This is a genomic window from Sphingobacterium psychroaquaticum, assembly GCF_900177625.1.
Taxonomy (GTDB): domain Bacteria; phylum Bacteroidota; class Bacteroidia; order Sphingobacteriales; family Sphingobacteriaceae; genus Sphingobacterium; species Sphingobacterium psychroaquaticum.
In genome coordinates, this window is the sequence record NZ_FXAU01000007.1 from 40,201 (window position 1) to 62,383 (window position 22,183).

At 41.4% G+C, this 22,183-nt stretch carries 19 protein-coding genes and 1 pseudogene; 15 read left to right on the plus strand and 5 right to left on the minus strand.

The features are described from left to right. Positions 1 to 157: 157 nt before the first annotated feature. The 4 genes and pseudogenes from B9Y69_RS19440 to B9Y69_RS16020 all read left to right on the plus strand — a co-directional run. A pseudogene (locus B9Y69_RS19440) lies at positions 158 to 295 on the plus strand (hypothetical protein); the annotation flags it as partial. A 73-nt stretch (positions 296 to 368) separates the two neighbouring features. Next, on the plus strand, positions 369 to 956 hold the full coding sequence (locus B9Y69_RS16015) for a hypothetical protein (protein WP_085473998.1): 588 nt from the start codon (positions 369 to 371) through the stop codon (positions 954 to 956). Between the two features lie 60 nt (positions 957 to 1,016). After that, positions 1,017 to 1,175, plus strand: a complete 159-nt coding sequence (locus B9Y69_RS19235) for a hypothetical protein (protein ID WP_159451873.1) — start codon at positions 1,017 to 1,019, stop codon at positions 1,173 to 1,175. Positions 1,176 to 1,341: 166 nt separating this feature from the next. Then, complete coding sequence (locus tag B9Y69_RS16020) at positions 1,342 to 3,813, plus strand: YfhO family protein (RefSeq protein WP_085473999.1); 2,472 nt, start codon at positions 1,342 to 1,344, stop codon at positions 3,811 to 3,813. A gap of 57 nt (positions 3,814 to 3,870) precedes the next feature. On the opposite strand, the gene B9Y69_RS16025 is transcribed toward B9Y69_RS16020, so the two are convergent. Beyond that, positions 3,871 to 4,467: a ribonuclease HII gene (locus tag B9Y69_RS16025; protein ID WP_085474000.1), complete on the minus strand. Its 597-nt coding sequence runs from the start codon at positions 4,465 to 4,467 to the stop codon at positions 3,871 to 3,873. Between the two features lie 147 nt (positions 4,468 to 4,614). Between B9Y69_RS16025 and B9Y69_RS16030 the strand changes: the two genes are divergently transcribed. From B9Y69_RS16030 to fabD, 4 genes are all read left to right on the plus strand, one after another. Beyond that, a complete protein-coding gene (locus B9Y69_RS16030) occupies positions 4,615 to 5,343 on the plus strand; it encodes a hypothetical protein (RefSeq protein ID WP_144036605.1) in 729 nt (242 codons plus the stop codon). 5 nt (positions 5,344 to 5,348) lie between these two features. Further along, positions 5,349 to 8,186, plus strand: coding sequence for an outer membrane beta-barrel protein (locus B9Y69_RS16035; protein WP_144036606.1), 2,838 nt, complete (start codon positions 5,349 to 5,351; stop codon positions 8,184 to 8,186). 165 nt (positions 8,187 to 8,351) lie between these two features. After that, on the plus strand, positions 8,352 to 9,578 hold the full coding sequence (locus B9Y69_RS16040) for a M16 family metallopeptidase (RefSeq protein WP_085474003.1): 1,227 nt from the start codon (positions 8,352 to 8,354) through the stop codon (positions 9,576 to 9,578). Positions 9,579 to 9,655: 77 nt separating this feature from the next. Then, positions 9,656 to 10,546 (plus strand): ACP S-malonyltransferase, encoded by an 891-nt coding sequence (fabD, locus tag B9Y69_RS16045; RefSeq protein ID WP_085474004.1) that lies wholly within the window; start codon positions 9,656 to 9,658, stop codon positions 10,544 to 10,546. Positions 10,547 to 10,587: 41 nt separating this feature from the next. Here fabD and trhO read toward each other — a convergent pair whose 3' ends face one another. From trhO to B9Y69_RS16065, 3 genes are all read right to left on the minus strand, one after another. Further along, positions 10,588 to 11,574: an oxygen-dependent tRNA uridine(34) hydroxylase TrhO gene (gene trhO, locus B9Y69_RS16050; RefSeq protein ID WP_134429990.1), complete on the minus strand. Its 987-nt coding sequence runs from the start codon at positions 11,572 to 11,574 to the stop codon at positions 10,588 to 10,590. 195 nt (positions 11,575 to 11,769) lie between these two features. Continuing rightward, the gene (locus B9Y69_RS16060; protein ID WP_085474007.1) at positions 11,770 to 12,768 is read right to left on the minus strand and encodes a Kelch repeat-containing protein; all 999 of its coding nucleotides are present in this window, start codon (positions 12,766 to 12,768) and stop codon (positions 11,770 to 11,772) included. Between the two features lie 3 nt (positions 12,769 to 12,771). After that, the gene (locus tag B9Y69_RS16065; protein ID WP_085474008.1) at positions 12,772 to 14,145 is read right to left on the minus strand and encodes a DUF4270 family protein; all 1,374 of its coding nucleotides are present in this window, start codon (positions 14,143 to 14,145) and stop codon (positions 12,772 to 12,774) included. 117 nt (positions 14,146 to 14,262) lie between these two features. Between B9Y69_RS16065 and B9Y69_RS16070 the strand changes: the two genes are divergently transcribed. From B9Y69_RS16070 to pncA, 3 genes are read left to right on the plus strand one after another with little or no spacing between them, the layout of a single operon-like run. Then, the gene (locus B9Y69_RS16070) at positions 14,263 to 15,717 is read left to right on the plus strand and encodes a sensor histidine kinase (RefSeq protein ID WP_085474009.1); all 1,455 of its coding nucleotides are present in this window, start codon (positions 14,263 to 14,265) and stop codon (positions 15,715 to 15,717) included. Beyond that, the gene (locus B9Y69_RS16075; RefSeq protein ID WP_085474010.1) at positions 15,710 to 16,384 is read left to right on the plus strand and encodes a response regulator transcription factor; all 675 of its coding nucleotides are present in this window, start codon (positions 15,710 to 15,712) and stop codon (positions 16,382 to 16,384) included. The genes B9Y69_RS16070 and B9Y69_RS16075 overlap by 8 nt, the downstream gene beginning before the upstream one ends. A gap of 29 nt (positions 16,385 to 16,413) precedes the next feature. After that, entirely contained in the window at positions 16,414 to 17,022 is a 609-nt protein-coding gene (gene pncA / locus B9Y69_RS16080; protein ID WP_085474011.1) for a bifunctional nicotinamidase/pyrazinamidase, read from the plus strand. Positions 17,023 to 17,066: 44 nt separating this feature from the next. Here the strand turns inward: pncA and B9Y69_RS16085 are convergent, their stop codons facing one another. Next, positions 17,067 to 18,056 (minus strand): aspartate-semialdehyde dehydrogenase, encoded by a 990-nt coding sequence (locus tag B9Y69_RS16085; protein ID WP_085474012.1) that lies wholly within the window; start codon positions 18,054 to 18,056, stop codon positions 17,067 to 17,069. A 162-nt stretch (positions 18,057 to 18,218) separates the two neighbouring features. Between B9Y69_RS16085 and B9Y69_RS16090 the strand changes: the two genes are divergently transcribed. The 4 genes from B9Y69_RS16090 to B9Y69_RS19240 form a co-directional block, all read left to right on the plus strand. Further along, positions 18,219 to 19,859, plus strand: a complete 1,641-nt coding sequence (locus B9Y69_RS16090; protein WP_144036607.1) for a lamin tail domain-containing protein — start codon at positions 18,219 to 18,221, stop codon at positions 19,857 to 19,859. 45 nt (positions 19,860 to 19,904) lie between these two features. Then, a complete protein-coding gene (locus tag B9Y69_RS16095) occupies positions 19,905 to 20,852 on the plus strand; it encodes an NAD-dependent epimerase/dehydratase family protein (protein ID WP_085474014.1) in 948 nt (315 codons plus the stop codon). A gap of 2 nt (positions 20,853 to 20,854) precedes the next feature. Next, complete coding sequence (locus B9Y69_RS16100; protein ID WP_085474015.1) at positions 20,855 to 21,580, plus strand: YebC/PmpR family DNA-binding transcriptional regulator; 726 nt, start codon at positions 20,855 to 20,857, stop codon at positions 21,578 to 21,580. Between the two features lie 131 nt (positions 21,581 to 21,711). Next, the coding region (locus B9Y69_RS19240; protein ID WP_159451874.1) for a hypothetical protein at positions 21,712 to 22,183 on the plus strand (472 nt) is incomplete at its 3' end.

Sequence of the window (22,183 nt, forward strand, 5' to 3'; positions counted from 1 at the left end):
TCTATATAGCATAATCGTTTTTATAAATCTTATTCAATTTATTTTAATGGTAAAAAAGAGATGTAAGAAAAGGAAAACGATCTAGTGCTTGTTATAGTATAATAAAAGTTAAAAAGATATGAATGCTTAAAAAAATAATACTCAATCTCTTTCGGATAAAGAGATGATTGAAATCGAAGGAGGATTTTTGCCTATAGTAGCCGTTGTTGGGATTTGGGCATTTCAAGGAGCGGTAATAGGAGGAGCAATTGCGGCTTATGGATCGATTAGGGCCGCAGAAATGTCAGCAAGGTAAATAATTGACAAGCTTTAGTTTTTAAAAACTAAAGCTTGTTCTTTTTGGACTAAAAGAACAAACAGAGGGCAAAATGAAAAAAACTTATTTCTGGATCTTGTTACTGTTTTTGAGTGTCTTTTTTGATGGGTGGAGTACCTATTTGGTGACTGGAGGTAATATTCATGCTGGGAATGAGCTGCATTATATTGCGCAGGTCTTTAACGGGAGCTTTGGCTCACTTGTATGGCTGTTACTGGTTGAGTTTGTGTTGCTGTCGATGTTCTATTGGTATAGCCAGAAGATGCCCAATGGACCTGTCTTGGAGGAAAAAACCTACAGAGTCCTCTCGCACAGGTCTGGGACTAAGATGTACGCAATTGCGAATATTAAAATAGCATTGAAAAAAGTTGCTCCTTTTGTTATAGGTGTTTTTAGTATGACGCACCTCGCGGCCGCATTTAATAATGTGATGGTATACATATACAACAACCATCACGGTAAAAAGGGTGTTTTAGAAAGAGCTTCTACTTCTTATGTAGAGTTCCTTTATCTTGGTAGTCGATTATATCTATTCTATGTGTTCGTCCTGTTTGCTAGTTTGGCATTGGCATCTGCCTTAATTATTAAGGCGAGATGGAACGGTTCCTCTTCAACGGGAAAATCCTCTACAAAAAAATAGATAACCGTAAGAAAAAAAATGAGATAATTAAACTTCGTAAATTACTCAAAACGAACAAAAATGAAAGACTTAACAAAAAATAAAGAACGAAAAAGAACCACGAAATTAATTGCTATGGGCATTTTCATAGGGGTGTTATTGTCCCAAGACGTAGGAAAGCTTAAAGAAGCGTTTATTGAAGGCGTTAAAGCCGGCCAAGCATCGGGAGCCGCGAAATAGAAAAATCCCAAGCCCCGGCCAATTCCTTTCTTTCCAAATAGTCGTGCTTTTCTTTCAAGAGAAAGGCACACCGGCCATTTCCTTAAACCCACCGATTTTATGCTGATAAATTCAAATCATTTGTATATTTTTGGTGCTTAACTTAATAATCCTTTTATAGTATTTCATGAAAAAGTGGTTTAAGGAAAACTCGACACATTTTATCATCATCGCGATCTTTATTGTGTTGGTGTTCTTCTACTTCTCGCCAATTTTTGGTGGGAAAACATTAATGCAGCATGACGTGATGCAGGCCGAAGGGAGTCAGAAAGAACTCTTCGACTATAAAGCGCTTGATGGACATGCCCCGCTATGGACTAATTCCATGTTTGGCGGTATGCCGACCTACCAGATTTGGTATGCGCATGCGACCAATGTCACGACCTATATTGGTAAAGCACTAAAAACGGTATTTCCGGTGCCCACTGATATTGTGCTCCTTTATCTTCTGGGCGGATACTTCTTGTTTTCGGTATTGCGCTTAAAGCCATGGCTTGCTGCGGTCGGTGCGATAGCATTGGCATTTACATCGTACAACTTCATTTATATCGAAGCGGGCCATTTGAACAAAGCATATGCCATTGCATACCTGCCACCAATTATTGGTGCGGTTTTACTTTGTTATAGAGGAAATCGACTGTGGGGAGCTACACTCTTAGCGTTATTCATGGCGTTGGAGATACGGACAAACCACATCCAGATGACCTACTATCTATTCATCGCATTATTGGTGTTTGTACTGTTTGAACTATATCATGCTATTCGCGATAAGAAACTAAAGCAGTTTGCGCAGGCCTCAGCCATCCAGATTGGAGCCGTTCTATTAGCGGTCCTAGTAAATGCTTCTGTTCTGTTTCCAACATATGAGTACAGTAAACTTACGACACGCGGTAAGGCGAATATTGTAAAGGTGGAAGACGGAGGAAAAAGCGGTGGATTGGATAAGGAATATGCGTACGACTGGAGCCAGGGAGTAGGAGAAAATATTACATTTTTGATTCCGAACGCCTATGGTGGTATGACTGGCGGAGTGTTGGATGAAAAGTCTGACGTAGTAAAGTTCTTTACCAGCAAAGGTTTTCCAGAAGGACAGGCGCTTCAGATTGCCCAAAGCCTACCAACCTATTGGGGTGAAAAGAGAATGACCTCAGGCCCATGGTATTTCGGTGCCGCGGTGATCTTCTTGTTTGTATTGGGACTGATCATTGTGAAAGACCGCATTAAGTGGTGGATCTTGGCCGCAACGGTGCTTATTATTTTCTTGGCATTCGGACGTCATTTCCCACTTATATCGGATATATTCTTCGATTATTTCCCGATGTATAATAAGTTCCGGGCAGTCGAATCAACGCTTGTTATTGCAGCCATTTTAATTCCGGTGTTAGCGATGCTGGCCGTCAACGAATTGCTGACAAAAGGGGATCAGATCGAAAAACTTGATAAGAAGGTTCTGTACACTTTTATTGGTGTTGGTGGTTTATGTTTAGTGGTGGCTTTGATGCCTAGTTTATTCTTAGACTTTAAAACGTCGACACATAGAGATTTTGTTGCCCATTTAGCCCAGCAATTAGGTGATCAAGGTGCCGCCAATGAATTGGCGAATGCCTTAGTGAAAGACCGGACATCGTTGGCTACAAAAGATGCTTACCGCTCTTTATTTATTGTAGCACTAACATTTGGTCTAGTTTGGTTCTATATCAAGAAGAAACTTAATGTAACGGCTTTTATTGCTATCCTTGGTGTGGTGATTTTGGCGGACTTATGGTCCGTTGATAAACGCTACCTAAACAATGATTCGTTTGTGGATGACCGCGCAGCGAAATCGCATGTGGTTGAACGTGAGGTCGACCAACTTATTCGTTTGGATAAAGATCCTAGCTATAGAGTACTTGATCTAACAACGAATCCGTTCTCTGACGCACGTGCTTCTTATTTCCATAAGAGTCTTGGGGGGTACCATGCGGCAAAGCTGATGCGCTTTCAAGAAATCTTAGAACACCAGTTTAATGGTGCCATCAACGAAGACGTTTTGGATATGTTCAACGTACGTTATTTGATTACGCAAAATCAACAAAATGGGGCAGAGCAAATTCAACGTCGTAGCACAGCAGCAGGAAACGCCTGGTTTGTCAATAAGGTAACATTTGTAAAAGATAATGCACAGGAGATGCAAGCGATTAGCAGCTTTGATCCAACGAAGGAAGCTTTTGTGCACGAAGAATTCAAGGATAAGCTTAATGCTTCCCGTTTAGGACAGCCGGCAAATGCAGAAATTAAGCTTGTTTCCTACCATCCAGATACATTGAAATATGAATCTACTTCTCCGAACGATGCTTTTGCTGTGTTCTCCGAAGTATATTATGATAAAGGATGGAAAGCATATATTGATGGGAAAGAAGTGCCGATTATTCGCGCCGATTATATTCTGCGTGCATTACAAATTCCAGGAGGAAACCATAAGATCGAGTTTATATTCGCACCAGCGTCTATGCGCATCAGTAGTATGATATCGCTTATTGCGTCGATTGTATTGGTGTTAGGGCTCGCTGGAACCGTGTATTTCTCCTCTCGGAAAAATAAGGCACCAGCCAAGAAATAAACGGCTTAAGATAGCCTATGATGGCACGAGGTATAAGCTCGTGCCAGTCGAAAACCTTTAAAATAACTTAAGCTGCGGCTCTGTTATTTTAAAGGTTTTTCTATGATGTATACACGAACCATACGCCAACACCGCATTGCGATGTTTTATTGTAGGGTATCCTTTATTGGACAACCAATCATATTGCGGGAAATCCTGCGCTATACCGTCCATGTACTCATCGCGGTATGTCTTAGCAAGTATCGAGGCTGCGGCGATGGAAAGATATTTACCATCCCCTTTTACGATACAGGTGTGTGGCACTTGCTGGTAGGTTTTAAAGCGATTTCCGTCTACAATGATAAAATCTGCCTTCGTTGACAGTTGATCCAAAGCACGGTGCATGGCCAGGTAGGATGCATTAAGAATGTTAATCTGGTCGATTTCTGCGGCGGATACGCTCGCTACAGCAAAAGCTAAGGCTTCTTGTTCAATAATCGGGCGTAGCGCCATGCGCTTTTTCTCGGAAAGCTGTTTCGAATCATTCAGTAATGGATTGGAATAATCTGATGGAAATATAACAGCCGCCGCATAGACCGGCCCGGCGAGGCAACCGCGACCCGCCTCGTCACAGCCCGCTTCAATAAGCTCTTTTTGGAAAGTAGATAATAACATGAAGCAAAGATAGTCATTCGTCTTTCCATGTAACAACTCTGTGATGGCAATTGATTTACACTAATTTACATTAGTAATTTCTTTCTTTGTATTGAATAACAAAAAACAATCTCGCTACACGAGGGTTTTTCTGTTGATATGTTTGCGATGAAAAGAAATATTTTAGGTATTGTACTATTGTTTTTAGGTTTATGTGGGTTTGCACAAAAGAAAGAGGCAGTAGATTTTCATGTGAATAAAAGCATTATCGTTGATGGAGACTTGTCGGAATGGGCTACCTGGGCTGATGTGGGCAACCAAGGAAAATGGTTCTATCAAATTGCACACGATGCACAAAACATATTTGTCGCTGTCCGTGTAAAAGACCCAACACTACAAAATCTGGTTGCTAGAAATGGTGTTATCCTCAATTTTATGGCTGATCACAAGAAAAAAAAGGACCGTATTTTTGTATATCCTTTTCCAGATAGAGAGGTTAAGCGAGCCATGTTACAGGTAGATTTTGATCCAGCAAAGGATTATAAGAGCGACTTGATTAGCCGGACTCGTGGATACTATGTGTCGGGCTTTCCTACGATTATTGACGGCTTATTGTCGTTACAAAATAATTATGGGCTGAAGGCAGAAGCGCGGATACAGGATAGTGTTTTGTGTTATGAAGCAATTATTCCCAAGAGCTTGGTAACCATTGTCGATCATAAAATGGTGCTGAAAATATCTATTAATGATGAAAGAACTGCTTTTCCGACAACAGCGAATAATAATAACCGATCCGGTAGCAGCTCGCTACATAGAGTGAACTCTTCGCGCATGACAGGGAAGTCAAAAACGAAGATCACGATGGAAGTCGTGCTGCAAGGAACGTTGGTAGAATAAATATAATGAGAAGAGATAATATGATACATGTGTTTAGGGCTATAGGAGTAACAGTAGCTTGTTTACTCTTGATGAGTGGAGCCTTGTTTGCCCAAACGGGAAAAGTCGTGCAAGGTATGTTGCGCGATACGGAATCGAGAACAGTCGCCGGAGCATCGGTACAGCTTATTGCTGGTAAAGACACAATGGGAACAAGCTCGTCCGGAGCAGGGATATATACGTTCAATAATGTGCGCGCTGAAGCATTTAAAATCAAAGTAAGTAGCCTTGGTTTTGAACCGTTTGAAAAAGAATTTACCTTTCCGAAAGGACAGGAGAAAATGATTATTCCTTCTTTCGAATTAACCGGAATTCCAAACATGTTGGAAGAGATTGTCGTTGGAGGAGTTATCAGTGTGCAGGTCAAAGGAGATACAATTGAGTACGGTACCAAAGACTTAAAGCTGCGAGAAGGTGCTGTTGCGGAGGATGCGCTAAAAAAACTGCAAGGTGTGGAGGTCGATAAAGATGGTAATGTAACCGCTCAAGGAGAGTCAGTAACGCGTGTTCGGATCAACGGAAAGGATTTCTTTGGTGGAGATGTAAAAACGGCAACACAAAACCTACCTGCAAATATTATTCAGAAGTTACAAATCGTCGATGATTATGGGGATATGGCTAACCTTACTGGGAACAAAAGTGGAAGCTCGGAGAAGGTCTTGAATATCCAAATAGATCCACAATATAATAAAGGTTATATGACGACGCTGCGCGCTGGATACGGAACCGAAGACCGTTATCAAACAACGGGAATGTGGATGGGGTTGAATAATAATACGCAAGTTTCTGTTTTGGGTAACTTGAACAATATGAATGCCCAGCTTTTTGACTTTAACAGCATGGGCGGTGGTGCCCGTCGACGCCAAGGCGGTGGCGGTGGACGCGGCGGAGGTATGTTTGGAGCAACTTCCGGTTTGACCAATACGGGATCTATTGGACTGAATGTACGCCATGATTTCTCGGAGAAGCTTAAAGTATACGGGAGTTATTCCTATGGCCGCGATGATAATACAACACTAACGAGTTCGAGACAAGAGAATCTTGGTTTAAACCAGATCAACAGCTCTAGTTCTGATAATAATGCGATCAAGGCAAGCCATCGCTTTGAGAGTAATATCGAGTGGAATATTACAGATAAGGATTACTTAAAGATATCTCCACAAATTGGTTTTGATAACAACGATGGCCGGATCTATGATAATACCAGCATCTATTTTGGAGATGTGTTAAACAACATTCAAAATCTAAATACATCGTCTAAAACATCTACTCCGCGATATAACGTGAGTGGTTTATATAACCGTAAGCTAAACGATAAAGGAAGAAACTTTTTCTTGAACTTTAACTATGATAATGCTGCAACGGAGAGTGACTACAATCGTATTTTGGAAAATCTAGTTGCAAGCGAAAGTAATCCTAATGCGTCAATGGATTCAATCTATGAACAGACGATACAGGCAATGATGAATAAGAGCTGGAACGCAGGAGGGACGTTATCCTACACCGAACCGTTGAGTAAAAACGGGCGGATGGAAATTACCTATGATTTGAATAAGAATAAATACGACAATTCGAATACCCAAAAAGGATATGACCGACTAGGGAATATTATAGATAATCCTTTGCTCAACTATAGCTACGATTATGATTATTCTTTTACCACGCATCGCGTCGGAGCAAGTTATATTCATAGTGATGATAAATTAACTTACTCTTTAGGAGCCTCGGTGCAACCTTCTGTCTTAAATGGTATGGCCTATAGTCTATCAGAGTCTGCGGTTATCGATCGTAAGAACTTTAATATTGTCCCAATTGCGCGGTTCGAATATAAATTCTCTAGACAGAAAAATATATCTGTAAACTATTCAGGGCAAGCAACAGAACCCGGTGTAAGCCAGATTCTTCCCTTCGAAGTTAGTACGAATCGTACCAATACAACAATTGGTAATCCGGACTTAGATCCTGAATTTAGACATCAAATGCAGGTTCGTTATCGTAGCGGTGATTTCCAGAAAGGGAATACATTTTTCGCCATGTTAAATGCAAATCTTACGACAGATAAAATTGTGAACTTTCGTAAATCGTACCGCGATGAATCTGCTGCTAAATTAGGTGTGTTGCAGGAAATCCGTTATCTAAATGCCGGTGAGAATGTATACGGTATAAATTCATTTTACCATTATGGAAAGTCATTAAAAGAGAAAACATACAACCTGATGTTGATGGGGTCTGTTAATTATAATAAGAATGTTTCCTTTATCTCTAATGAACGAGAAGCACTTTCTGGTGATAAAAACATTGCGAACAATTGGGTCTTTATGCAGGGCGTTATGTTTCGATATAATCCGTCAGAAAACTTGGAGATCAATCCAGGTGTTCGTTATTCGTATAACTATACAAAAAATACCTTTTCAAGCAACAGTAACAGAAGTGTCTCTTCGTGGACACCTAATTTGATTGGATCGGTGAACATAACACCGACTACGATTTTTGGAGCTGATTTGTCAAAAACATTTAATCAAGGGTACGGTGTAAATGCAAATCCATTTGTAATCAATACCTATATCGAGCAGCGATTCCTTGCTGGACAGCGAGCAACGGTTCGTTTACAAGGTTTTGACTTGCTTAATGAGCAAACAAATATTTCTAGAACGATATCTGATAACTTTATCACAGATAGCCAAACGAACCGTTTAGGACGTTATTTTATGTTGATTTTCACGTTTAAACTACAAAAGTTCTCTGGCGTGAATCCATTCCAGGAAGAGTCTGGACACGGCGGTATGCGTAGACCAAGAATGTAATAGCAAAAAGAGATAGTATAATTAAAACAGCCGTAACAAATTGATAGTTACGGCTGTTTTTTTATGACGGAGAATTCTATTCCTGACGATTAACAGATATATCGCTCTAAGGATTCGTGAATAATTGTGTAACTTTGCAAGTTGAAAAAATCAAATCACATCGATATGGAATATGAAGTTATCCGTTTGGATAATGGTATTCGTGTGGTGCTACACCGACAGGCGTCACCTATCACCCACACCTGTTTGGTTGTCAATGCAGGAGCCAGGGATGAACAGGCCGGTAAATATGGCATGGCACACTTTATTGAACACCTGCTCTTTAAGCAAACAGAAAGAAGATCAACACAGCAGATCTTAAACTATATTGAAGCGGTTGGTGGTGACCTCAATGCCTACACCACCAAGGAATATACCTGTATACATGCTTCTCTTTTAAACCCACATCTCCATAAAGCACTCGATCTATTCGAAGATATTATCTTTCATTCCACTTTCCCAGAGGAAGAAATGGAAAAAGAAAAAGGCGTTATTGTAGACGAGATGGCTTCGTACCTCGATAGTCCCGAAGAATCCATCATAGACGATTATGAAGATCTTGTATTCAAAAACTCTGGATTAGGGCACAATATCCTTGGATTGGAGGAAGACCTACTTGCTTTTGATCGTCCTGACGTGCAAAAGTTTTTACAAGAAAACTATAATACACACGAAATCGTAGTCGGAATCACAGGAGACTATGATTTGAAGACCGTCGAGCGAATGGTGCGTCGTTATTTTGAACCAGTACCCGAAAATAACAGTCCGAAACTACGAGCGCAGGTTGGTCGTACAATTGCCCAGCACATCGAGATCGAAAAACCGATCAACCAAGTACATTATATGCTAGGAGCGCAGGCATATAGCATTCGGGATGATCGAAAAACAGGTTTGTTACTGCTTAATAATTTATTGGGTGGTATGGGGATGAGCTCGATCCTTAACCTATCAATTCGGGAGAAATATGGAATAGCCTATACCATTGAGTCTAACTACACCATGTTTTCTGATACAGGGTTGTTTACCATTTATCTGGGAACAGATGTGGAAAAAGTAAAGCGTGCAAAGCGACTTGTTTTTAAAGAGTTGGACAAGCTGAAGGATAAAGGGCTAACGGAGATTCAGCTCAAGAAAGCAAAAAATAAATTTAAAGGACAGATTGCGCTAGCAGAAGAAAATCGAATGAGCATGATTATTGCGGTGGCCAAAAATATTATGGACTACGATCGTATTATTTCACTGGACGAAGTATTTGCTAAAATTGATGCGGTTTCGGCACGTGAGTTTCACGATATCGCCATCGATATCTTTGATGAGGCAAAGCTCTCTTCTCTGGCTTTTGTTCCCGAATAACCGACCGCTTATTCCCGACAATACTTGCATAGAAAATCAACTTTATCTATGTTTGTGTTTTAACTATGACATTATCAATGAAAACAGCTTATGTTTTTCCAGGTCAAGGGGCGCAATTCGTAGGAATGGGCCAAGACCTTTACAATTTGAACGAAGAAACCAAAGCCTTATTCGAAAAGGCAAATGATATTTTGGGTTTCCGTATTACGGATATTATGTTTTCGGGAACGGATGAAGAGTTGAAACAAACCAATGTTACGCAACCGGCCATTTTTTTGCATTCCGTAATTCTAGCTAAAGCTCTGGGAGCAAGCTTTCAACCTTCTATGGTTGCGGGACACTCATTAGGCGAGTTTTCAGCCCTTGTAGCAGCAGGAGCACTGTCTTTTGAGGATGGACTACGTTTGGTGGCACAACGCGCAAATGCGATGCAGAAAGCCTGTGAAGCGCAACCCTCGACAATGGCTGCTATCTTAGGATTGGATGATGAAACGGTAGAACGCATCTGTGCGGAAGTTGAAGAAGTTGTTGTACCAGCAAACTACAATTGCCCGGGTCAGTTGGTTATCTCAGGATCGATCGAAGGCGTAGACAAAGCTTGTGTTTTATTGACAGAGGCAGGCGCTAAGCGTGCTCTTAAGCTAAACGTTGGTGGTGCATTTCACTCTCCTTTAATGGAGCCAGCAAAAGTAGAGCTGCAAGCCGCAATTGAGGCGACAGAAATCAAAACGCCTGTTTGTCCGATTTATCAGAATGTGGATGCAAAGCCATATACTGATCCGGCACAGATTAAAGAAAACTTAATTGCGCAATTAACTGGTGCGGTGCGTTGGACACAGACTGTTCAAAATATATTAGCTGACGGAGCAGAGGCATTCGTTGAGGTTGGTCCAGGAAATGTATTACAAGGACTAGTCAAGAAAGTTGACCGTACGGTACAGACCTCGGCAGCGACAGTAGAAGCATAATAGCTATACAAGCATAAAAAAAGAGGCCCAGGCCTCTTTTTTTATGCTTCAACTTCCGTTTTTGGTGGAAAGTTCTTGTGTTTTCTTTTACTGATTTTATCCTGGTTGACAGGTTGTGGTACTTTCACATAATAGCCCGTACCATCGTACTCGCGGTTGTTTGGTTGCTCCATACAATCGGTCGAACAACAGCCTTTCATTTCCCATCCACAGGCATCACATTGCGTGAAATGCTCATTACACAAGGCATTCGCACAGTTGATCATCTTTGATGTCGTAACGCCACAGTTCTTACACGTGGAAACGATAGAAGGATTTACCGCATTCACATCTACCGTAACGCGGTTGTCGAATACATAACACTGTCCTTCAAAATCTTCTCCGCCAGCTTCTTTGCCGTACTTAATAATTCCACCGTGCAACTGGTATACATCTTCAAAACCTTCTTTTAACAAGAGAGCAGATGCCTTTTCACATTTGATCCCACCTGTACAGTAGGTCAAGATTTTCTTGTCCTTATATTGCTCCAGCTCTTTTATTTTCTCTGGAAATTCACGGAAGTTTTCGATATCCAATGTAATCGCATTCTTAAAACGACCAACATTGTGCTCGTAGTTCGAACGTACATCCAGAATAACCACATCCTCTTGATCCTTCATCGCCAAGAAATCCTTAGGCTCTAAGTGTATACCGGTCTGCTTATTCGGGTCGATCTCCTTTGGATCACGAAGACCAGAGTGTACAATTTCCGGCTTATAGCGGCAGTGCATCTTAATAAAAGAAAGCTCTTCTACATCGTCGATCTTAAACTCCGTCTTGTTAAAGCGTCCATCTGCATAGACAGCATCCATATAGGCTTTACACGCTTCTGGAGTGCCCGAGATTGTGCCGTTAAGCCCTTCGTCCGCCACAATAATACGGCCGACAAGATTAAGCGATTGACATAATTCTAAGTGTTCTGCGGCAAATTGCTCCGCATTTTCGATAGGACTGTAGCAATAGTACAGTAATGTTTGATATTGACTCATATGCATTGATACCGCTGCAAACGGCGTTTAATGTGTTGTTAAATATAAATTACGGGGCAAAGTTAAGGAAAAAAATCAACCCAAGATTGACCAAGGTCACTTTTTCAAGATCTTCTGAAGAATTGGAGCGATCATTTGAAACAAAAAACGGACATACAAAAGCATGTCCGTTTAAATATTTTTAGTCGGTTCTGATTAACGTACTTGAGTAAATTCCCAAGTGTTATCGAAGATAAATGAACCATTTACACCTGTGCTGATATATCCTTTTCCATTAAGGGTGAAAGATACTGCTTTTTCACGTGCGTCAGCAGGAAGATTCTGGTGTTTATCTGTCCATGAATCTGAAGCCGGATCATATTTCCATACTGTATTCGTGATACTTGATCCACTTCTTCCGCTTACTACATAACCGTTGTTGCCAATTACGAAAGCACCAGCATTGTATTTTCTTACATCATACGTGTAGCTCGCGTCACTTCTGTTAAGATCAGCTAAAGGCTTCCAGTTTGTTCCATCAAAAGAATAGAAATCTTCTGGCAAGTTTGCGCTGTTCGCATAACCACCACCTACATAAGCTTTGTCGCCGATTACAAAAGTAAATGCGAATGCTTTCTTGTATTTAAATGGTGAAGGGATTTCTGTCCATACGTCTGTTGCTGGATCGTACTTGTAAAAATCACTAAATTTATTGTCTGTTTTAGTAGAACCTAAACCAACGTAAGCAAATTTACCTAAGGTAAAAGCTACGGCTCCATAGCGTGCTTTGCCTGGAAAATCTGCGATCTTAGTCCATTTATCTGTTTTAGGGTCGAATTTGTAGAAATCATTTAAATCATCTGTTCCAGTTGATCCTGTACCTACATAACCAATGCCATCAATCGAAAAACCAACGGCCATTTGACGTGCTGTACCTGTAAAGTCAGCGATATCACTCCATGTGGTGCCATTGAAAGATGAACCATCATTGACAACACCTTCATTTCTTACATATCCCCCAACAACATAGGCAACATTATTAATCGTGAAAGATGCTGCTCCATTTCTAGGGTCATTCTTGAACACTGTTGATCTCACCCACTCCGTTGGACCGTCGTCAGTTGTTTCATCGTCATCGCTTTTGCTACAAGAGTTGAATGAGGTAAGGGCAATAGCGCATACTAAAATCAACGATAGCCAATTTTTCTTATTCATAAATTATTTAAATTTAGTGTACAATATATTCAATTTAATTTTTGGTTTGGCCTGTTCTGTCGCAATTACTGCAGTATTAAACGTGCTGAACAAACCTGGTGTTACTGTGCTAAGATACAAAGTCTTGTCATCGTATGTACTCGTCGATTTCAAGGTTTTTAAATAGGAGATCAAATTGAACGTGTATGTTCCGTTTCTTCCTGTTTGATTGCCGGCCTTAAATCCAGCTTGTTGGATTCCTGAGCCGTATGCGGCGGTGATGTAACTCACCGGAATCCCGTCATGATCCGCAACGAAAAGCATTAAGCTTCCAGGAATTGGATACATGGTGTTCATGCTCGGAGTTGATGTCTCAATAACCAATTCGGCCTTGTTGACCGAAACAGTCTCATCTAGAATAAAATCCTTTAACGAAGGGAATGACAATTTCGCGACAACACCTGCCCCTGATTGTACAAACGTAACACCTCCTGTGGCCGATGTCTTCACCTCTTTATTTGTTAAAGAAAGAGATTCAAAGGCTGTCCCTGTCCTGTCATAAGAGATATTGTTGTATTGAAAATCGCGTTGTGTAATAACTAATACTTTGGCGCCCGTCTTTTTAAAACCATCGGTGCCGGTATAGCTGTAATTAATTTTAAACTGTAGCGTGTCGCTTAGTGCGATTACAGCACTGTTGTTTTTATCTGGAACAAGCGCTAATCCATTGAAATACTCTTGGAAGTTTTCATTCGAAGCAACTTTGATATCGTTCGCTTGGATCATATCAAAAATTTCTTTTCCGATACCGCTGTTCAACTTGATGTCTAAGGAATCTATTGCCCGAATATGAGGGGTAAAAGATAATGCTCCTAGTTCGCTTGTTTCATATGTAAACTTGCGCTTTGAAAAAATAGATGGCCCCGTTACATAAATGGGAATCGCTGTATTCTGAATACCTCCTGTTAAGGTCGTTGTTTCTAGAGGCTCCGAAATTTTGTGTACAGAGAATTTCTGAACTTTCGTCGTATCACCATAATAATAACGCGATGTGCTTGGCTTAAGAACGAGGTTTAATGAATCGAATACTGCAGTCGTCGGAATGTCATTGGTGAAGCTGGTAAAGCCTAAGCGGAAGTAAGAGGTGGATTGCACCGAACCAAGATTTGGTATAACCGCTTTCCCGACTAAAATCGCACCTGTTGCCGACGAAGGCATATTATCAAGCTGAACGGTCGAGGTATGTACCGTAAAAGAATCAACTGCAGATACACCAACATTGCTCGTTGCCGAGTTGTCCAACATAACACTCATATCCTTATCACATGCACTTGCTACGATCAGCGTAAATATGGGCAGGGCAAATTTGTTTAGCGTTCTCTTTAAAAATTGATTCATATATCTTGTTTGACTGGCAAAAATAATTAAATAGAACTGTTAATCAGTGTTATATTTTGTTAAAAGTGCCTAATTCTTTATGCGTTGCAAATCTACTAATTTAAATTTGTATTAATAATGTTAAAAAAGTTTAAAATACTGCTGTTAATCATCGCCCTAACGGCAAGTGGGATCGTGTTGGTGCTTGGCATCTGGCTGTACGGAAGTTATAAAAATAGGCAGGAGCTATTCTTGGGAACAGCCGAGAGATCCTTGTTTAATGTATTGCAAAACTACTACCAAAACGAAGTCTCTGCTGCCTGGAAAAAGGAGCAAATGGAGCCGCTTGAAAAGAACAAACGCTATGACGCTTTGATGGGACTATTGAAGTCGGTATACCCCGATATCGACTTGACAAAATTCCGCTCAGCACTGGACACTTCGGAGCTCCGGCGCATGCATATGCGGCGAGTCAAGCAGGTCGGACGAGGGAAGGATGCGCCTGATCAGTTGTTGCCTCTATACTTGTTGGAAAAGATGAACTTCAATGACCAACTTCTGGATACATTAGAAACACGGTTGGTGAAAGCATTCGCACGGAATAAGATCGAGGCAAAATTTGTTCTTCGCTTGGAGGAAATCAAACAAGATGAATTTGATCAGTACTATGGACGAAAAGCGCGGAAGGACAAACTTATGACCCGACCAATTTTGGTTAATCCGGCGGAGGATCAATTTCTGGTCGCTAAGTTTCAAGCTCCTTGGGGGTATTATATTTCCAAAATGTGGGTGCAGGTTTTGTTTTCTATTCTTTTATTGATTGCATTGCTGGGGACCTTTATATATTTATTGAAAACGATAAAAAAGCAAAACGAGTTAGCGCTTTTGCGGCGATCATTTATCAACAATATGACGCATGAACTGAAAACGCCCGTTGCAACCGTTATGGCAGCAATTGAGGCTATTCAACATTTCGGAGCAAAAGATGATAAGGTCAAAATGGAAAAATACCTGGAAATCTCCAAGCATGAATTAGAACATTTACATGAAATGATTGAACGGGTATTGGAGCTGAATGTGGATGAAACAAATGGCGTAGTGCTTTCCTTGAGCCGGTTTGATATACGGCGTGTTGTAGAGGGGGCATTGCAAGCATTGCAGGTGTCTTCGAAGAAAGAAGTTCATATTTCAAGGGATCTTCCCGACGAACCGCTTTTTATCGTAGGCGACGAGTCTCATTTGCGTAATGTGGTTGCAAACTTGTTGGATAATGCTGTAAAATATTCAGAAGAACCAGTCTTGCTCCATATACGCCTGAAGGAAGATCCAGAACGCGTGCAACTCTCGATTTCAGACAAAGGGAAGGGGATAGATCCGGTTCATCAAAAACAAATATTCGATATGTTTTACCGGGTTCCAGAAGGAAATTTACATGCCGTAAAAGGTTTTGGATTAGGTCTGGCATATGTCAAACAGGTCGTAAGCCGTCACGGTGGGGAAATCATCGTTCGTAGTGCGTTGGGAGAAGGAAGTACATTTACTGTTTCTTTGCCGATGAAGGAAGTCCTATTAAAGAAAGAAAACCATGGTTGATATTTTATATGTAGAGGACGAGGCCAGTTTAGGGATGATTGTCTCGGATAGTTTAGAGTCCCATGGCTTCTTGGTGAGGCATAAAGAGAATGGGCGTGATGCGTTGGCCGCCTTCCAACATAAAAAACCTGATATTGTTGTGCTTGACGTGATGATGCCGCTTATGGATGGATTCACGGTAGCAGAGGAAATTAGAAGAGTTGATACAACGGTGCCTATTTTATTCTTGACAGCGTTGACGCAAACAGAGGATGTTGTGAAAGGCTTTCATTTGGGGGCAAACGATTATGTGCGAAAGCCATTTAAGATTGAAGAGTTGGTCGTGCGCATTGAAGCGCTAACGCGACGAACGGCACAATTGGCGGTCGCAAAATTTTGCTATATCGGGGCGTATATTTTAGATACACAGAAGTCTACGCTATCTCACGGCGAGAAACAAGAAAAGTTGTCGTTTCGTGAAGCCGAATTATTAAGACGCCTGTTTGAACATAAGGATCGAGTTGTTCCACGTGAAGAAATTATTAAAGCCTATTGGAACGATGACACCTATTTCACCGGAAGAAGTTTAGATGTCTTTATTAGTCGGATCCGAAAATACCTGGCTGCTGATGAGCGAATCAAGATAACCAATATCAGAGGGGTTGGTTATATGCTAACCATTGATTAACTTGGGTTTGTTCACTAAAAAGGATAACTATGAAAGCGTTAATCATTGTCGATATGCAGTATGATTTTTTGCCTGGCGGCAACCTTGCCGTGGCGGAGGGGGATCAAATAATTCCGGTCATAAATAGCATTCAGCAGCAATATGATGTTGTTGTTGCTACGCAGGATTGGCATCCGCTCCATCATATCAGCTTTGCGTCACAGCACCCAGGGAAGAAGGTCGGGGATGTTATAGAAAAAGATGGAAAAGAACAAGCGCTATGGCCAGACCATTGCGTACAAGGGACCCGTGGAGCTGCACTTTCGGAGGCGCTCGATAACCAGCCGATTGCTGCTGTTTTTAGAAAAGGAATGGACCCAAAGATCGATAGCTATTCAGGTTTTTTTGATAATGGACAAGAGAAAAGTACAGGCCTTTCTGGTTATTTAAAAAACCTGAATATCGATGAAGTTCATGTGTGTGGATTGGCGGCGGACTATTGTGTGTACTTTACGGCTCTTGATAGCCTATCCGAAGGATTTAATACGGTGATCTTAGAAGATGCAACGCGAGCAATTGATGCTGCCGGCTTTGAAATCAAGAAGGAGATATTCACCCGGTTGGGGGGAGAGGTTCAAAAAACAAGCCCCTTTAAGTAAATAAAGAGGCTTGTAGGTATTTGATTGTAAAATGGATTCTACGGTTATATAAGTCCTTTTTGACTTAACAATTCTGCAATTTGTACAGCATTTGTCGCCGCGCCCTTGCGTAAGTTGTCTGCAACAACCCATAAATTTAAGGTTTTGTCCTGAGATTCATCACGACGGATACGTCCGACTAAAACCTCATCTTTACCATGGGCATCCTTCGGCATCGGATATTTTAAATTTGCGGGATCATCCACCACGATAACACCTTCTTCCGCGGCTAAAAGTTGACGAACTTCATTCAAATCAAAGTCGTTCTCAAACTCTATGTTAACCGACTCAGAGTGGCCTCCCATGACAGGGATACGGACTGTTGTGGCGGTAACACGGATGGAATCATCACCCATAATTTTATTGGTTTCTTTGATCATTTTCATCTCTTCCTTCGTGTATCCATTGTCTTGGAAAACATCGATATGCGGGATAACATTAAGGTCGATCTGGTATGGATATGCTTTTTCCCCGTCGATACCGGCACGCTCATTCATTAATTGATCAACAGCTTTTACGCCTGTACCAGTAACCGATTGATAGGTCGATACAACAACACGCTTGATTTTATATTTTTCGTGAAGTGGTTTTAATACCACAACCATTTGTATGGTCGAACAGTTTGGATTGGCTATGATCTTGTCTGCCGCAGTAAGGACATTTCCATTTACTTCCGGAACGACAAGCTTCTTTGTTGGATCCATTCGCCATGCCGACGAATTATCAACAACAGTAATGCCTGCTTCTGCGTATAAAGGCGCATATGCAGTCGAAGTTTCACCACCAGCCGAAAACAAAGCAACATTAGGTTTTAATGCAATAGCCTCAGATGGTGTGACAACCTTATATTTCTTTCCCTTGAACTCAATTTCCTTACCCTTGCTCTTCTCAGATGCTACAGGAATTAATTCTGTTACCGGGAAATTACGCTCCGCTAAAACGGTTAAGATTTCCGACCCCACTAGGCCAGTTGCCCCTACTACTGCGACTTTCATACTTAATTAGTTTGTTTTATGTGACTGATTGATAAATAATTTGTTTACATTTATTTATAAGGAACCAAACATACGAAATAAGCCGATTCTTTTCTAATAAATAGAAAATTTATTAATGATTTCGCCTTAAATTTAAATTTTTGCCAAAACAAACGCGGTTTGTTGAAAAAAATTCAATGCATTCTCCTTTTTACTTTCGCTTTTTTATCTGGATACAAGACGGCGTGGGCACAGATTGTCCTGACCGAGATACGAACGAACACAATTGGGGCTGACCTTCCTCCATATCCATACATTGAAATCTATAATAATGGTAACGCCTCGCTGAACTTAACGGGGTACAAACTACATATTGATTCGGCCTGTTATCTCTTCCCTAATCGCCGTCTCGCTCCAAAGCAGTTCATGCTCTTGGTTCCAGAGGGAACAGAAGCTGAATTTCGTCACTTTGGGAATGTTGTGTCTTTGCTCGGGTGGCAATCACTGTCCCATAAAGGAGCCGTGGTGCAGCTGCTCGATCAGACCGGTATGATGATCGATAAGGTTGCTTACAGCGATCGTTGGTATGAAGGGGAACAAGTAAATAAGGCACCTAGTTTGGAGCGTATAAATCCAGGATATAAATGCAATGTACAGCCTAATTGGAAGGAGTCGTCTGCGCCTTTAGGAGGTACTCCAGGTTTCCGTAATAGTGTTTGGAACGAGTCTTATGTGCCGGCATTGTTGCCACAGGTAGAAATTCGTGATCCTCTCACGTTATGGTTAACTGTTGGGCTGCCGTTGCATCTTGCAGAAAACCTGTCGGGCGCGAGCTTTAGTTTTGTTGATGATCTAAATACGGTGAAGGAGGTTGTGCAGGAGGACGAAGGTATCCGTCTTCTATTAGAAAAATCTTTGGAGGAAGATTTGGTTTACGAGCTGAACATGACAGCATTATATTTTTGTGCTATTTCTTATCATACAAAGTTGGTTATTTTGAGATCTTCGGATGTTATGGAGCAAGATATTGTCATTAATGAGGTACTTTTCAACCCAAAGGACAATGGTGCTGCTTTTGTTGAGATCTATAACCGATCAGGGAAACCGATTGACCTTTCTACCTGCCTTTTGGGAGGATATCCAATTTCTTTGGAAAGGCATTTGTTGCTTTCAGGCGAATTTCGGGTTTTGACCACCTCGTTCGAGAACGTTGCACGCTATTATCCGGCAGCAGTACACGATGTTTTTATAGAAATGTTACGTTTACCACGAATGGCAAATGCCGACGGAGAAGTGGTGCTAAAAACAACACGTAAAACAATCGACAGTTTAGTTTACACCCGTGAAATGCATCAGCCCTTTTTGAGAAATGTTAAAGGAATATCGTTGGAACGTCGGGGGTATGATTTGGCCACGAATGCCCCGGGAAGCTTCACTTCGGCAGCAGTTTTGGCAGGTGGTGCGACCCCAGGGTATGAAAATTCGAGCTTTGTGGAAAAAAAAGAAGAAAAAAATAATCTTTTTTTGCGCAGCCAAACGATGTCTCCAAATGGAGATGGTGTAGAAGATTTTTTAACGGTAGTTTATGATTTTTCTATTGTAGATCCGATGCTTAACGTGACGATATTTGATGATAAAGGAAGGATAGTCAACCGATTGATTCGTAATAAAAGTGCAGGTCAGCGGGGAGAAATACGATGGGATGGAAAAGACGATAACGGGCAGGATGTGAAGGGAGGTTTTTATATTTGTCATGCGGAGTTGTATGGCTCTTTAGGTCATTTTCAGTCGTTTAAATTAACTTTTGTGCTGATACGAAGGTGAAGCAGCTATTGACAGAAGAGTAAAAAATGAACTATCTTTGGGGCAATGAAAGAGCGTATTATTATGATTGGTGCAAATGGTCAAATCGGATCTGAATTGGCTGTTGCACTCCGCCAGAAATTTGGCAATGAGAATGTCATCACTTCTGATATAAGACCCCCGGCAGAATTGAAGTCCGGAGAGATTTTTGAGACCATCAATGTCTTGGATAAAGATGCAGTGAAGGCATTATTAGTGAAATATAAACCGACACAAATATATTTATTGGCCGCGATGCTATCAGCTACAGGCGAGCAATATCCGATGAAAGCATGGGATTTAAATATGAATGGTTTGCTGAATGTGCTTGACCTCGCGTTAGAGTTGGGAATTAAGAAAATCTTTTGGCCGAGTTCGATCGCTGTTTTTGGTCCAAATTCACCAAAGCAACACACCGAGCAATATTGTGTCATGGATCCCAATAGCATTTATGGTATTAGTAAGTTGGCCGGGGAGCGCTTATGTGAATATTATCACCAAAAGTATGGCTTGGATATCCGTAGTGTTCGTTATCCAGGGATAATTTCTTGGAAGACAGCACCAGGAGGAGGTACAACGGACTATGCCGTACATATTTTCTTTGAAGCACTGCGCCAAGGGAAATACGCAAGTTTCTTGTCTGAAAACACGGAGCTGCCTATGTTATATATGGATGATGCCGTACGCGGAACAATTGAATTGATGGATGCACCAGCGGAGCAGCTATCGATCCGTTCAAGCTATAACTTAGCGGGTATATCCTTCACGCCGGCAATGATAGCAGAAGAAATTAAAAAAATTCTTCCTAATTTTGAGATGTCTTATGTCGAGAATGATCCTCGTCAAGCGATCGCCGACTCTTGGCCGGCGAGTATCGATGACGCCTATGCCCGTAAAGACTGGGGGTGGCAACCAACGTTTGATTTAGAGGCCATGACAAAAGACATGATTGAAAACCTCAAAACAAACATATAACAATGGGTAGAGCCTTTGAATTCAGAAAAGAAAGAAAATTTAAGCGCTGGGCCAAAATGGCCGTACAGTTTACGCGTCTTGGAAAAGAAATTGCGATTTCAGTAAAAGAAGGCGGACCACACCCCGAGAATAACGCACGCTTGCGGACGGCAATTCAGAATGCAAAAGCGGTTAATATGCCGAAAGACCGTGTCGAAGCGGCCATAAAACGTGCTTCTGAGAAAGATGCCAAAGGATATGAAGAGTACGTATATGAGGGTTACGGCCCACACGGTGTACCGGTACTTATCGAGACAGCAACTGACAACACGAATAGGACGGTAGCAAATATCAGAAGCTATTTCACAAAATCGGGCGGCTCCCTAGGAAAGACAGGGTCGTTAGACTTTATCTTTCAACGGAAGTCTATCTTTCGTTTCGCAGCAGCTGAAGACCTGGATATGGAAGAGCTGGAGCTGGAGTTAATCGATGGAGGTTTGGAAGAACTGTACTTGGAATCCGATGAGGAGGGTAAAGATATTGTGGTCGTGCAAACGTCATTTGAAGACTTTGGTAATATGCAAAGTTTACTCGAGGAGAAGGGTATAGAAGTTGCATCGGCTAAGTTGGAGCGTATTGCGTTGTCACATACCTCGTTAACAGAAGAACAGGCTGCCGATGTTTTGAAGCTCATTGATAAAATTGAAGAAGATGATGATGTACAGGCTGTATATCACAATATGGAGTAAAACTCTGTTCTAAGAATAAAAAAAGAGGGCATTGCCCTCTTTTTTTATTAATATTTGCTACTTTTAGTGTTTGTGGGTGTGGTGTTTCTTGTATATAAGACTCCAGGGCCGGAAGATTTACTTTGTTACGCATGATGACATTTGAAGAGTTTTTTGTTAAGAAGAAGATTGATTTATCTCTGCTACAGCAAAGAGACGAAACGTTATACGCTGAATTTCAAAGTCACTATGCGCAGATGGGCGAGAAGAGTTTCGACCATTCAAAGAAATTTTGGTTCAACAGGTTGCGCAAAGATTTTCTTTTAGTCGATACCGTTCCAAAGGAAGTAAAGCCAACAATAGTGGTGCAAGAGCAGCCTGTCGCAGCTGTGAAGGGTGCTGATGCGGAGGTTTCTGTGCCAACTAAAGCTGTTGGATTTAAACCGCGCTTTAAGGCCGCAACTACTAAAACGGTTGAGTCTGCTCCAGTAGAAGAACCGTCTAAAGAAGAGAATTCTGCAGTAGAGGCAAAGCCTACGACGAGTGCGCCGGCAGGGTTCAAACCTCGTTTTAAGGCTGGTGTTACGAAGGCTGCAGAAACAGATACATCGAATTCCTCGGTTG